This is a genomic window from Rhodococcus sp. NPDC077669 (genome assembly GCF_040686915.1).
GTDB lineage: Bacteria > Actinomycetota > Actinomycetes > Mycobacteriales > Mycobacteriaceae > Rhodococcoides > Rhodococcoides fascians.
Window position 1 is genome coordinate 38,483 of the sequence record NZ_JBFBMD010000016.1, and the last position, 13,236, is coordinate 51,718.

At 64.0% G+C, this 13,236-nt stretch carries 16 protein-coding genes; 2 read left to right on the plus strand and 14 right to left on the minus strand.

The features are described 5' to 3' along the window. Positions 1-39 precede the first annotated feature (39 nt). From AB0P23_RS17785 to AB0P23_RS17795, 3 genes are read right to left on the minus strand one after another with little or no spacing between them, the layout of a single operon-like run. The gene (locus tag AB0P23_RS17785) at positions 40-969 is read right to left on the minus strand and encodes a glucosyl-3-phosphoglycerate synthase (RefSeq protein ID WP_027498057.1); all 930 of its coding nucleotides are present in this window, start codon (positions 967-969) and stop codon (positions 40-42) included. Then, positions 966-1,826: a dihydropteroate synthase gene (folP, locus tag AB0P23_RS17790; RefSeq protein WP_032375486.1), complete on the minus strand. Its 861-nt coding sequence runs from the start codon at positions 1,824-1,826 to the stop codon at positions 966-968. Before folP ends, AB0P23_RS17785 begins: the two co-directional genes overlap by 4 nt. After that, entirely contained in the window at positions 1,823-2,260 is a 438-nt protein-coding gene (locus tag AB0P23_RS17795; RefSeq protein ID WP_032375485.1) for an ester cyclase, read from the minus strand. The genes folP and AB0P23_RS17795 overlap by 4 nt, the downstream gene beginning before the upstream one ends. A gap of 54 nt (positions 2,261-2,314) precedes the next feature. Between AB0P23_RS17795 and AB0P23_RS17800 the strand changes: the two genes are divergently transcribed. After that, a complete protein-coding gene (locus tag AB0P23_RS17800; RefSeq protein WP_051365251.1) occupies positions 2,315-2,959 on the plus strand; it encodes a TetR/AcrR family transcriptional regulator in 645 nt (214 codons plus the stop codon). Here the strand turns inward: AB0P23_RS17800 and AB0P23_RS17805 are convergent. From AB0P23_RS17805 to AB0P23_RS17830, 6 genes are all read right to left on the minus strand, one after another. Further along, positions 2,949-4,724: a long-chain-acyl-CoA synthetase gene (locus AB0P23_RS17805; protein ID WP_032400861.1), complete on the minus strand. Its 1,776-nt coding sequence runs from the start codon at positions 4,722-4,724 to the stop codon at positions 2,949-2,951. The two genes, AB0P23_RS17800 and AB0P23_RS17805, sit on opposite strands and share 11 nt — an antisense overlap. Positions 4,725-4,815: 91 nt before the next feature. Further along, positions 4,816-5,379 carry a TIGR00730 family Rossman fold protein gene (locus AB0P23_RS17810; RefSeq protein WP_230074810.1) on the minus strand — a complete coding sequence of 188 codons (564 nt, stop codon included), beginning with the start codon at positions 5,377-5,379 and terminating at the stop codon, positions 4,816-4,818. Beyond that, positions 5,376-6,146, minus strand: coding sequence for a TIGR00730 family Rossman fold protein (locus AB0P23_RS17815; protein ID WP_051365252.1), 771 nt, complete (start codon positions 6,144-6,146; stop codon positions 5,376-5,378). The genes AB0P23_RS17810 and AB0P23_RS17815 overlap by 4 nt, the downstream gene beginning before the upstream one ends. A 10-nt stretch (positions 6,147-6,156) precedes the next feature. Further along, positions 6,157-7,242: a succinyl-diaminopimelate desuccinylase gene (gene dapE / locus AB0P23_RS17820; RefSeq protein ID WP_032365377.1), complete on the minus strand. Its 1,086-nt coding sequence runs from the start codon at positions 7,240-7,242 to the stop codon at positions 6,157-6,159. Positions 7,243-7,252: 10 nt separating this feature from the next. After that, positions 7,253-8,197: an NHL repeat containing protein gene (locus AB0P23_RS17825; RefSeq protein ID WP_032375482.1), complete on the minus strand. Its 945-nt coding sequence runs from the start codon at positions 8,195-8,197 to the stop codon at positions 7,253-7,255. Between the two features lie 45 nt (positions 8,198-8,242). Further along, positions 8,243-8,386 carry a hypothetical protein gene (locus AB0P23_RS17830; protein ID WP_155289653.1) on the minus strand — a complete coding sequence of 48 codons (144 nt, stop codon included), beginning with the start codon at positions 8,384-8,386 and terminating at the stop codon, positions 8,243-8,245. Between the two features lie 204 nt (positions 8,387-8,590). On the opposite strand from AB0P23_RS17830, the gene dapD reads away from it, so the two are divergent. Next, the gene (dapD, locus tag AB0P23_RS17835) at positions 8,591-9,544 is read left to right on the plus strand and encodes a 2,3,4,5-tetrahydropyridine-2,6-dicarboxylate N-succinyltransferase (protein WP_032375480.1); all 954 of its coding nucleotides are present in this window, start codon (positions 8,591-8,593) and stop codon (positions 9,542-9,544) included. 110 nt (positions 9,545-9,654) lie between these two features. On the opposite strand, the gene AB0P23_RS17840 is transcribed toward dapD, so the two are convergent. From AB0P23_RS17840 to AB0P23_RS17860, 5 genes are all read right to left on the minus strand, one after another. Beyond that, positions 9,655-11,076, minus strand: coding sequence for a DUF222 domain-containing protein (locus tag AB0P23_RS17840; RefSeq protein ID WP_363798617.1), 1,422 nt, complete (start codon positions 11,074-11,076; stop codon positions 9,655-9,657). 117 nt (positions 11,077-11,193) lie between these two features. Further along, positions 11,194-11,571, minus strand: coding sequence for a DUF4440 domain-containing protein (locus tag AB0P23_RS17845; RefSeq protein WP_032375464.1), 378 nt, complete (start codon positions 11,569-11,571; stop codon positions 11,194-11,196). 13 nt (positions 11,572-11,584) lie between these two features. Further along, complete coding sequence (locus tag AB0P23_RS17850; protein ID WP_363798620.1) at positions 11,585-12,040, minus strand: 6,7-dimethyl-8-ribityllumazine synthase; 456 nt, start codon at positions 12,038-12,040, stop codon at positions 11,585-11,587. A 10-nt stretch (positions 12,041-12,050) separates the two neighbouring features. Beyond that, positions 12,051-12,482, minus strand: a complete 432-nt coding sequence (locus tag AB0P23_RS17855; protein WP_032375462.1) for a DUF1810 domain-containing protein — start codon at positions 12,480-12,482, stop codon at positions 12,051-12,053. Positions 12,483-12,622: 140 nt separating this feature from the next. Next, positions 12,623-13,207 carry a TetR/AcrR family transcriptional regulator gene (locus AB0P23_RS17860; RefSeq protein WP_032390519.1) on the minus strand — a complete coding sequence of 195 codons (585 nt, stop codon included), beginning with the start codon at positions 13,205-13,207 and terminating at the stop codon, positions 12,623-12,625. Positions 13,208-13,236: the final 29 nt, after the last annotated feature.

The window sequence follows — 13,236 nt, forward strand, 5'->3', positions numbered from 1 at the left end:
GGCTGTCCGACACGTCGGCCGGACGCACCTGGTGGTCGGTCAGATCAGCGAGTTCATCGCCGGTCGATCGGCCAACGACACTTCGGTCGAGAACGGCTCGAACGAATCCCCTGCCACGCGGAACTGCATCAGTCCGGCACCGGAATCGACCATGCCGCACCGGTTCAGCATCGTTCCGACGATCTGCCGACTCATTGCCCCGAGTTCGACCAGCGGCCGATTGCGATGCTTTCGCACTCCCAGGTTCACCTGTCCGATGGCCTGCAGACCGAGCCGGTCGTACGTGTCGAGAAGCAGGCCGATCTCGACGCCGTAACCGGGCGCGAAGGGCACCGCGGACAACAACTCACGAGTGCCCGCGTACTCCCCGCCCAGCGGCTGAATCACGCCGGTCAACTCCGGGCGCAGCGCCGCGAGCAAGGGTCGAGCCACCAACTCGGTGACGCGTCCACCGCCGTTGGCGTCCTCGGTGCCACTGACTCGAAGTGGACGTCGGTAGTAGCCCTTGACGAGATGGATACCGTCGCCCATCAGTAGTGGTCCGAGCAGTTTCGGCACGAACGCGGGGTCGGGATTGATCAGATCGGAATCGACGAAGGCGATGAGATCACCCGTCGACGCCGCGACCGATCGCCACAGCACCTCGCCCTTGCCCGGTACCGGATCGAGCCCTGGTACTGCCTCCTCGCGACTGATGACACGGGCACCGGCCGCTCTCGCGCGCACTGCCGTCTCGTCCGTCGAGCCCGAGTCGAGCACGATCAGTTCGTCGACGAGGCCACCGAGCAACGGGTGGATGGTGTCGATGACGGCGGCCACCGTCTGTTCCTCGTTCAGCGCCGGAAGCACCACCGACACCGTGCGGCCCGCCTTGGCGGCCTCGAGCTCGGCGATGGTCCATTCGGGGGTGTCCCAGCTGTTGGTCTCGGACCACATTCGGGTCACGTCCGTTCGATCGGCCAGTGTCATGCCAGCCCCCTGACCGTCCGCGCCGGGGTTCGTCGTCCCTGGATCGCTGCCACCATGTCGACGACTCTTCTGGTCGACGCAACCTCGTGCACCCGGAACATCCGGGCTCCGCCTGCTGCGGCCAATGCTGTCGCTGCCAATGTTCCCTCCAACCGGTCGGCGAGCTCTACCCCTAGAGTCTCGCCTACGAAGTCCTTGTTGCTCAGCGCCATGAGCACAGGCCACCCGGTGTTTACAAGAACGTCCACGCGACGCAACAACTCGAGCCCGTGATAGGTGTTTTTCCCGAAATCGTGGGTCGGATCGATCAGAATCGAATCTTTCTTCACCCCCTCCGCGACGGCATTGTCGGCAGCTGCGGTGACTTCCGCGACCACATCGGCCACGACGTCGGTGTACCGAACCCGGTGCGGACGGGTCCGCGGAACGGCACCGCCGGTGTGCGAGCAGACGATCCCGACTCCCTCGGCAGCGGCGACGCGCACCAACTCGGGATCGGCTCCGGCCCAGGTGTCGTTGATCAGATCGGCTCCCACACCGCAGGCCAGGCGAGCAACCTCGCTACGCCAGGTATCGACACTGATCAGCAGATCCGGATACGCACCCCGGATCGCTTCGACGAACGGCACGACGCGGCGGATCTCCTCCGCCGCGTCGACGAGATCACCGGGGCCTGCTTTGACGCCGCCGATATCGACCATGTCGGCACCCTCGGCAACAGCCCTGTGCACGGACGCCATCGCTGCATCGTCGGAGAAATTCGCGCCCCCGTCGTAGAACGAGTCGGGGGTGCGATTGACGATCGCCATGACCAGAGCTCGATCGTCGGCGACCGGCTTACCGCACAGAGTGCTCATTCATCCATAGTGGCATTTCGGCGGAGGTGCCCGAGCGCGATGGTGTCGGCACCCACATTCGCCCAGTGCCGGGCACCACGTCCGTCGGCGTCGAGCTCGATGACGTGGAACTGTTCGAGCGCAACGGGCAGCCCCGAGGATGGCACGCCGAACAGAGGCGAGCCCGTGTGGGTTCCCTCCATCTCGACCCGCGCGGCGATGCGGTCTCCTTCCCCGAAGAGATCACCGATCGTCACGCGCAGGTCCGGCATCGCAGAACGGAACATCGCGATCGCGCCTTTGAGGTGTGCCGCCATATCCGGTTCGTCCTGTCCGAAAGCGTGCCGGTCGACAGCGCTCGGCGCGAGTGCTGCATCCACCGTCGAGAGATCACCCCGCCCGAATCCGTCCTCGAAGACCCGTCCCACTCGATCTTTCGCCTGTTGGATATCCATGACGCCCCAATTCGTTCAAGTGGCACTCGGATCAATATGCATATACTCGACCCGATGACCGAAAACGTCAAGAGGACCTACAACTCCGCCGTGCGGCAACAGCAGGCCGAAGGCACCCGACTCCGCATCATCGAGGCCGCGCGCGGACTCTTCCTCGCCCACGGATACGGCACAACCTCGGTCCCGTCGATCGCCGCCGCGGCAGGTGTCTCGGCGGACACCGTCTTCCACGTCTTCAAGAACAAGCGCACGCTGCTCAGAGAAATGGTGGATCTGGACATCGGCGGAGACACCGACCCGACGCCGATCATGCAGCGCTCATCAGCATCGGCCGTGCGCGACGAACTCGATCAACGCACGCAGCTCCGCATGTTCGCGTCAGGAATCGCCGAACAGGTCGCGCGAATCAGAGCGGTCGACGACATCTTGCTCAGCGCGGCTGCCGTCGACGAGGACATCGCAGCACTACGACGCGATATCCAGGACCGACAACGCAGATCGGCGATGATGCAGATCGCCGAGTGGATCGGGGCACGTGGAGATCTGGCCGTTGACCTCGAAACGGCAGGAACCACCATCTGGGCCCTGACCAGCCCCGAAATGCACCGAATGTTGTGCGAGCGGTCGGGCTGGACGACCGACCGCTACGCACGATGGCTCGAGGCCACCCTCGCCTCGAGCTTGCTGGTTACCCCATAGGGGCCTTGCCGGCGGCAACCTCGTCGACGTAGCCGTCGTAGAACTTCTCGTAGCCACCGGACTTGCCGCGCAGCACGTGGAGTTCGCTGTCACCGTCTTCCTGGAACCCCAGCTTGCGTAGAGCGACCTTCTGGCTCTTGAACGTCGAGGTTTGCTCGAGGCTGTCGACGATGCGTACGAACAGCGGCACCGCGTAGGTCGGCAGCTTGCCGTAGAGGTGCTCGGCGAACGACTTACCGTCGAAGGACTCACCGTCGCGCAGTGTCACCGCAGCCATACCGGCCTTGCCGTCGGCACCCTCGATATCGACGCCGTAGACGACGGCCCCGTCCACTGCCGGGTGGCTACCGAGTGCACCCTCGACCTGGGTCGTGGCGACGTTCTCGCCCTTCCACCGGAACGTGTCTCCGAGCCGGTCGACGAAGGCGACGTGCATCCAGCCCTGCTTGCGAACGAGGTCGCCGGTGTCGAACCACGCGTCACCGTCCTTGAACCCGTCGCGCACCATCTTCTTCTCGGTGGCCTTGTCGTCGGAATACCCGTCGAACGGAGCCCGGTCGGTGATCTTGGACAGCAGCAGGCCCACTTCACCGTTGCCGACCTTGCGGAGCTTGCCGTCGTGGCCGCGCTTGGCCTTGCCCGACTCTTCGTCGTACTGCACCACGGCATACGGCAACGGGCAGATTCCGGCAGTCTTCTTCATGTTCAGTGCGTTGATGAAGGCGATGTTGCATTCGCTGGCACCGTAGAACTCCGCGACGCGGGAGATACCGAATCGCTCGGTGAACTCCTCCCAGATCTCCGGTCGCAGTCCGTTGCCGACGATCAGCTTGACCGAGTTGTCCCGGTCGGAATCCTTCTTCGGCTGCGTGAGCAGGTACCGGCAGAGCTCACCGATGTAGGTGAACGCCGTGGCCTTGTTGACGCGAATGTCTTCCCAGAAGTTGCTCACCGAGAACTGCTTACCGATGGCCATCGTCGCGCCGCCGGCGAGCACCGAGGACAGCGTCACCGTCAGCGCGTTGTTGTGATAAAGCGGAAGGCAGCAGTAGATGACGTCGTCGCCGCGCAGTCGCACGCCCATGTTGCCCAGGCCCGACATCGACTTGAGCCAACGGAAGTGGCTCATCAGGCTGGCCTTGGGCATGCCCGTCGTTCCCGAGGTGAAGATGTAGAACGCCTTCTCCTTGGCCTGGATCTCCGCGGTGACCGACGGGTTGGCCGTCGACGCCTTCGCGGCCAGCTCGCCGAGCTCCTTCAGCGGCAACACCGACCCGACCTTGGGCTCGCTGTCCAGAGAATCCAGCGCTTCCTGCGCGTTCTCGTCGAGGACCAGCACCTTCGCTTCGAGAATTCCGAGGCTGTGCTCGAGCACGTCGCCGCGCTGGTTGTAGTTGAGCATGCCTGCGGTGGCACCGAGCTTCACGGCAGCCAGCGCCGCGAACAGCGCCTCGGGGCGGTTCTTGCTCAGCACACCGACGACGTCGCCGCGTACGACACCCCGGTCGGTGAACACTGCGGCGTACTGATTGACCAGCGCGTTCGCGTCCTTGTAGGAGATCGACTCACCCTCGAAACGGACGAACGGTCGAGTGCTGTTCTTGGCTGCCGCGTCCTGGAAAATCAGTCCGATGGAGACCTTGTGGTCGGGCTTGCGGGTGAAGCCCGCCAGCCCCTTGAGCAGGCTCGGCACCTCCGTCACCATTTTCGGCAACGCGACCGCGAGGTCGGTCACTCCGATTTTCTGACGGGCATCGACAGCCATGAGCTCCCCTTTGAGACGATGTGAGATAACTAACCCTACTAGAGAGTAACAACTTCCAGCACTTCGTCAGGCGGGCTCGGTTGGTGAACTTTCACAACGCGCCGCACACGTCCAGGGCCTCGTCGACAGAAGTGGTGCGCACGAGCGCGTCGAGGGCTCGTTGCTGCACGAACCCGGTGGAGCTCAGACCGTCGATCCACTGCATCAGGCCGTCGAAGTGCCCGAACGGATCGAGCATCACCATCGGCTTGCTGTGCATGCCCAAATAGCCGGCCGTCCACGTCTCGAACAGTTCTTCGAGCGTTCCGATGCCGCCGGGCAACGTGATGAACGCGTCGGCTCGGTCCTCCATGATCTTCTTCCGCTCACGCATCGTGTCGGTGACGATCAACTCGTCGGCATCGACGTCGGCGACCTCGCGGTGCACGAGCGCTTTCGGGATGACACCGACGGTGTTGCCTCCGGCTGCGCGTGTCGCCGCGGCCACCGCGCCCATCATCGAGACGTTGCCGCCGCCCGATACCAGCTGCCAACCACGTCGACCGATCTCGGTACCGACCTCACGCGCCAGATCGATGAACGACGCGTCGACCGGTCCCGATGCGCAGTAGACACACACGCTGATCCCCGAAACGCCGACCGGCTGCACGCTCACTGCTGGGCCTCCCGGACGATGCGGACGGCCTCGTCGACGCTGTCGGTGCAATGGATGAGGTCGAGGTCCTTCTCGGACACCTTGCCTTCTTTCACGAGAGTGGTCTTGATCCAGTCGAGCAATCCCGACCAGAAGTCCTTGCCCAGCAACACGATCGGGAATCGTGTGACCTTCGCGGTCTGCACGAGTGTGAGCGCCTCGAAGAGTTCGTCGAGAGTACCGAAGCCTCCGGGCAGGCACACGAACGCTTGGGAGTACTTGACGAACATGGTCTTGCGTACGAAGAAGTATCGAAAATTGACACCGAGATCGACCCAGTCGTTGAGGCCCTGCTCGAACGGCAGCTCGATGCCCAGTCCGATGGAGTACCCGTCGGCCTCGCTCGCGCCGCGGTTCGCGCCCTCCATCACACCGGGACCGCCGCCGGTGATCACGGCGAAGCCTTCGCGTGCCAGAGCAGCTCCGAGTTCACGCGCCCGCTCGTATTCGGGATGGTCGACGGGTGTGCGCGCCGAACCGAACACCGTCACCGCTCGCGGCACCTCGGCCAGAGCACCGAAGCCTTCGACGAATTCGCTCTGAATGCGCAGCACGCGCCAGGTGTCCGAGTGGATCCAATTGCCGGATCCGCGTTCGTCGAGCAATCGTTGGTCCGACGTGGACGTCTCGGTGTTTCGACCGCGGCGAAGTACGACGGATCCCTTGTGTTTGGCAGGCTTTTCGCTGCCGATCTGTTCGAAACCACTGGGACCCTCGACGCTGTTCATGGCGTTCAGGCTATCCGGCGGAGAGGTAGCTCCGTAGAACCTGTGTGACGTGGGTGATCTGTTCGACCGGGACGCGCTCGTCGCGCTTGTGGGCGAGGTTGGGATCGCCCGGTCCGTAGTTGACCGCGGGTATGCCGAGGGCGGAGAACCGGGAGACGTCGGTCCAGCCGTACTTGGCCCGGAACTGTCCTCCCGCTGCCTCGATGAGGGCAGCGGCAGCGGGCTGGTTCAGCCCGGGCAGCGCACCCGGTGACGAGTCGGTCACCTCGAACCCGAGATCGAGTCCGTCGACCACCTCACGAACATGCTCGACGGCCTCGTCGACGCTGCGGTCCGGCGCGAAGCGGAAATTGACGTCGAGCTCGGCGGCATCGGGGACGACGTTGCCCGCCACCCCGCCGGCGATCCGAACAGCTTGCAGCCCTTCGCGATACACACATCCATCGATATCGACACTGCGAGCGTGGTAGGCCGCCAGGCGATTGAGCACCGCGCCGAACTTGTGAATAGCGTTGTCGCCCAGCCAGGACCGGGCACTGTGCGCTCGGGTTCCCGACGCCGTCAGCCGAACACGCAGTGTCCCTTGGCAACCGGCTTCGATGAACCCTCCGGACGGTTCGCCCAGAATCGCGACATCGGCGTTCAGCCATTCGGGTAGCTCACGCTCGATGCGACCGAGACCGTTGCGTGAGGCAGCAATCTCCTCGCAGTCGTAGAACACCAGAGTCAGGTCGTGTGCCGGGTTGTCGATCGTTGCGGCGAGGTGAAGAAACACCGCATCGCCCGACTTCATGTCGACGGTCCCGCAGCCGTGCAGGATGTCTCCCTCGGCGCTCTCGTGCTCGCGCCTCGACGGGACGTTGTCGGCAATCGGCACGGTGTCGAGATGACCGGCGAGCATCACCCGTGAACCCAGCCCGCGGTTGGTTCTCGCCAGGACGGCGTTGCCGCTGCGAATGATCTCGAAGCCAGTGGTCTGCTCGCGGAGTGCTTGCTCCACCTCGTCGGCGATACGCGCCTCGTCCTCACTGACGCTGGGGATGTCCACCAGCGCTGCGGTGAGGTCTATCGGGTCGGCATGCAAATCGAGCGTCACGGCGACAACCCTAGGCTTTGGCCCCCGGAATCTCGCGGACCACGCCGTCGAAGCCTGCGCCGAACAATCTTCCGCTCGAAAAGCCCTGCTCGGAGCGACCGTAGGAGACGACACTGGTCAACCGAGTACCGGTACCGATCACGCAGGTGACCCCCGGTGCATCGATGCGGACGACGGAACCGCCTGCATTGAGCGGCACCACCGGACGGCCGGCGGCGTCGAGAGTGAGACCGTCCGGGGCAGCCAACGAATCGAGCCCCTTCAGATCGAGCAGGTCTTCCGGTGCCGACGGATTCGCAATCGGGATTCGACTGACGCCCGCGTTCACGAACGTCCGAGAGACGTAGAGATATTTCCCAGCGGCATCGAGCACCGCGCCGTTGGCGCTCGGCAAGCGCGCCCAGCTCGGGTCGACAGAACCGTCGGGGCTGATGCGGCCGATGAGCGCACCGAAGTCGTTGGTGGCGTAGACGGTTCCGTCCGCAGCAACGGCGAGTCCATTGGCAGCACTGAGTCCCTTCGCAAAGGGAGTGACGGCAAGTGTGTCGGTGTCGAGTCGAACGATGCCGGCGGCCTTGACGACGTCTCCGACGAATACACGGGGATCGGCACCGTAGCCGACCAGGAGCGTCCCGTCGGGCATCCACGCCAGAGCTCCGCCGCCGCCGCTGGGCACCTTCGCAATGGGATACGCGGGCTGTCCAGGTGCGTCGATGCGGTACACCCGGCCCGAGACAATATCGGTGACATACGCGCGGCCCGACCCATCGACGGCAAGGCCCTCCAGCGCAGCCCCCGGAATTTTCGCGACCTCTGCCGACTTCCCGCCGACTCCGGCGCAGTTGGGTGCGGCAGTGGCGGTGCCGGAACCGGCAACTACGCCGGTCACCGCCAGGAGTGAAGCAGCGACCACCGAAATTATCGAACGCATAGCTATTGACCTGCTCGAACTCATGGAATCCCCCGCCTACGGCGACCCCCTGTCAGCCGATGGGCATTTTTACCACGCCTCGGCGACAGCCAAGCCGAAAGCGACTCCAAGAATGATGGTCGAAGCGAAGGTTGCCACCAACCCGGTGAACGACATCCCGTCGGCCATCATCGACACTGCTCCTCTTCCGAGCGAAATCCTGCGGGTGGTCATTGTCGTCACTCTGTCAGCCCACCGGCCCCGGGCCGGTCTCCGCGAATCCCGATGTGGTCACGCTCGTCAGTCGAACGGATAACGAACCGCCGTCGTGACCGAACCGGCGACTACCGCCGGTCGGTGTGCCCGGAAATCACCTGGGAACCTGCGGCACCCAGTCACCGAACCACGCACGACGCACCACCGCGTATTCTTCGAGCCGTGAGTGCACAGGGAGCAACAGCAGTAGGTATTGCCAACATCACGACGTCGGGCGTAGTTCTCGACACCTGGTTTCCGAGCCCGGAGTTCGGGTCGGGACTCGAGGCCGGCACGACTCGACTCGAAGGATCGGACATCCCCGCGGAGCTGGCCGCGCTGGTCGGTGCGGACGAGGCGCGCGGCGTCGAGGTCGTCGCAGTGCGCACCAACATCGCATCTCTGGACGATGCTCCGATCGACGCCCACGACGCGTACCTACGACTGCATCTGTTGTCGCATCGCCTGGTCGAGCCGCACGGTCAGAATCTCGACGGACTGTTCGGACTGCTCGCCAACGTCGTCTGGACCAACTTCGGACCCGCAGCGGTCGAGGGCTTCGAGACTGTGCGTGCGAAGCTACGTGCCCGCGGCCAGGTGACGGTGTACGGCGTGGACAAGTTCCCACGTCTGGTCGATTACGTCGTTCCCACCGGCGTCCGCATCGCCGACGCCGACCGTGTGCGCCTCGGTGCTCATCTGGCCAGTGGAACGACGGTCATGCACGAGGGCTTCGTCAACTTCAATGCAGGCACGCTCGGTAACTCGATGGTCGAGGGACGCATCTCCGCGGGCGTCGTGGTGGGTGACGGTTCCGACGTGGGCGGCGGTGCGTCGATCATGGGCACGCTGTCCGGTGGCGGCAAGAACGTCATCTCCGTCGGCAAGAGCTGCCTGCTCGGTGCCAACTCCGGACTCGGCATTTCACTCGGTGACGACTGCGTCGTCGAGGCGGGGCTGTACATCACCGCCGGAACGAAGGTCAGTGGACCGGATGGAACTGTGGTGAAGGCGGCGACGCTGAGCGGCAAGTCCAACCTCCTGTTCCGTCGTAACTCGCTCTCGGGTGCGGTCGAGGTTGTGCCGTGGAAGGGCACCGGCGTCGAGCTGAACGCTGCGTTGCACGCCAACGACTGAGAGCCTGATCGACTCCAATCGATTAGTCGGACAATCTCTTCCAGCCCCGCACCGTGTTTTCGGTGCGGGGCTGGTGTATTTGTGTGGGGCTGGTGCGTGTTTGCGCGGACCTATGCGATGTGGGGGCCTGCTCGGGCGTGGGATTGTCCGGGTTGTCGGTAGGGGTCGACGGATGCCGGCGGTACGAACCAGGGGTGTTGATCGGTTCCGATGAACACTTCCCAATCGGAGTGGTGGACGAGTCGGTGGTGGAATCCGCACAGGAGGACGAGGTTGTTCATGTCGGTGGGGCCACCATCGGCCCAGTGCCAGATGTGGTGACCTTCGGTCCAGGCGGCGGGTTTGCCGCAGCCCGGGAACGCGCACCCGTGATCGCGTGCAGTCAAGGCGCGTTTTTGTTTCGCGGTGACGGTACGGGCGGTGCGGGCGAGGTTGAGTGGGTTGCCGTTCTCGTCCATGACGATGGCGGTGAGAAGGCAATCGCAGGCCAGTTGGCGAGAGGTGTTGCGGGAGAGGGGGCCCATCCAGGGCAGCCACCCGACCGACGTGCCGTCACCGAACAAGTCGCGATACGCGCCGCGATCCGCTGCAGCATCACCTCCACCGCGATCACCACTGCCGCTGCCGTTTTCGTGGTCCGGTTCGGTTGCTGCGTCGGTGTCGATGGGATTGCCGGTGTTGATGTCGACCGGATCTGCTGCGTCGGTCTCGGTGTCGGATTCTGTTGCTGCGCGTGAGGTTTCGTCGTCTGTTATGTCGTCGGCACTGTCGCGGAGGTCGGTGAGGTCCTGCAACCGGATGTGCAGGTTGACGTGGGGTTTTTCACCGCCTTCGATGGGGCGGTTACTGGAGGCGAGGTATCGGTCGAGGATGTGCCCGAAGGCGTCGGCGCGTCGCCGTGCGGGACTGCGTTCGTCTTGGGTGCCGTCGGCGGCAGGGCGGGGTTCGGTCAACGGTGAAAGCGCGGTGAGCAGCTTTTCTCCGGTGATCGCATCGAAATCCATCTTCGCCACGAGACGTCCGTTGAGGGTTTTCGAGGCGAAGAGTTCGTTGCGGTCGGTGTCTTCCGGTGGTGGCTTGTTGCCACCGTAGGTGTCCTCGAGTTTGGTGATCGCTTCGCGGATGCGGTCGGTGCGTGCCCCGGGCCCGGTTGCTGCGGTGATCATGGCTTTACGAGCGAGATCGCGGCCCTCTTGGGGGAGGTTTTTCGGTGGGGTTTCGGCGAAGGTGAGGATCAAGGCGGCGTGGTCGACGGACATGACGCCGGTGTTCACGGCGTCGGCGATGTCGGGGAAGTTCTTCAACCCGCGAGCGAGGGCCACGATCTTGTTCGCTTTGCTCGGGGTGAGGAGGGTGGTGGAGGTCAGCCACCCTGCGGGTCCGGGGAAGCCGAGCTTCTCCCGGCTGACGCGGGTGTCGATGTCGGCGACGAGGGCGATCCGCCGGGCCTCCAACAACTGGATCTTGTGGGAGACATCAGCAGCGTCGGCGAGGAGTTCGCTCTCGCTCAGTTGCCAGATCTCCGTCGTCATGGACCAAGTGTATCGAACAAGTGTTCGACTGGCAACCATAGTGCAATCGAAAACTATTGCTGTGCATAAGGATTCGCGAGCCGGAACCTGTCGGTGGTACATGCTAAGAGGGATGACCTACTGCACGAGGGACCCCTGGTGATACAGAATCGTCCACTCCCCTGCCCGTCGCTGCCAGAGTGTCGCTCGCCGGGTGCGTCTGTCCATCTGCAGCAGCGAGTACGTCAACAGGTACGTGTCCGAGGCGATCTCACGGACCTCGAATTCACTGGCTTCCCAGTCGATATCGCGGTCGCCGAACGGGTCCTCCCGATAGCGCTTTTCGAGAACGGCCCACACCTCGTCACGGTCGTATCGGGTACCGGACGCACCGACCTCCCAGAAATCGACATCGGTCAGACGATCGAAATCTTCACGCGTGATGCCGTACTCACGGCGGTGGAAAATGGGTTCACGCCGTTCGAGCTCCGCGAGCACGGATCGCACGTCGACCATCGGCTGCCGGTCGTCAGCCGATGTTTCGGAGCGAAGCCAGTGTCTTGACCACGGCGCGCGCGGCCTCGGCACCCTTGGTTTCGAGGTGCGCGGTGAAGAAGGCGTTGTGATCGGCGTGTTCGTGGAAGTGATGTGGAGTCAGGACCACCGAGAACACGGGGACGTCGGTGTCGAGCTGCACCCGCATCAGCCCGTCGATCACCGCCGTTTCGACGAAGTCGTGTCGGTAGATTCCGCCGTCCACGACGAGCGCTGCAGCGACGATCGCCGCATACTTTCCGGTTCTGGCGAGCCGCTGCGCGTGCAGCGGGATCTCGAATGCTCCGGGCACCTCGAAGACGTCGACCGCGGTGTCGGCATGGCCCAACTGCCCGAGTTCGGCGGAGAAACCCACCCGCGCACGATCGACGATGTCCAGATGCCAGGTGGCATGGACGAAGGCAATGGATCCGGCGAGTGGAGTGGTCATGGATGCGATGCTAGCGGTATCGCTCGTCGAGCAAGTCGAGTGTTGCGCCATCGAATTCGCCGGAGAAATACTTCTGCAACACTTCGACGAAAACGGACTGCCCCTTGGTAGCTTCGGCGAAAAGCGTCATGGACGAGTGCAGCTTCAGATTGTCCGGGTAACCGAAGATCTTGTCGACCGTGCTGCCCTCGACCGCAACAGTGAGCTGCGCGGCTTTCTTCAGGCGTGGCCCGAGAACTTCGTGGGACAGGTACAGCTCGGCCTCGGTCAGGTCTGCGATGCCGAAGTGCTGAGCGGTGGCACTACGGCCCAGGCCGGCCAACTGCGGAAACACGAACCACATCCAGTGCGTCTGCTTCCGACCTGCCTTCAACTCCTTGACCACGACGTTCCAGACGGGATCCTGGGCGTCGACGAAGCGTTGCAGGTCGTATTCGGTCATACCGACAACTTAGCGACACAGGAGTGGAGCCCGCGGAATGACCCGATGGTGGGAGTGGATCCCGCGGAATGACCCGATGGCGGGAGTGGAGCCTGCGGAATGACCCGATGGTTGGGAGTGGAGCCTGCGGAACGACCCGGTCAGGTGAATCCGCGGAGCAGGGTGTCGACCGTGGCGTCGAGTAGGTCATCGGCAGGCATGCCGTCGAGGAGGTCGCCGGCGGCGAGCACGGCGAGTCCGTGGACGCTCGCGAACGCGACGCGGGCGAGGACGGCAGGCGATGCTTCGGTGATGACTCCCGCGTCCATCGCAGCGTGCAGCAAGGATTCCGTCGCCGCCATGCTTTCGTGCGCAACGTCTTTGAGTTGTTCGCTGGCCTCGGGGTGATGCTTGGTGCTGTACATGACGTCCAAGAGCTGCGGGTGTTCGACTGCAAAACCCAGGTAGGCGCGGGCGACACCACGAAACTTGGCCAGCAGCTCTCCCGGCCCGGTGGCCGCGTCGACCATTCGGCGATTCATTTCCTGAAAGCCGTGCAGCGCCAACGCATCCAGCAGTGCTTGCTTGTCGCGGAAGTGGCGCGCGGGCGCTGCGTGACTGACACCCACGTCTCGGGCCAACTGCCGCAGCGACAGCGCATCTACGCCGTCGCGGGCGATGCTCCGCTCGGCCTCCTCCAGGAGCACCGCGCGCAGATCACCGTGGTGGTAGCGCTCCGTTGCCATGGACTCACCTTAGGCGATGTTGGCGTTGA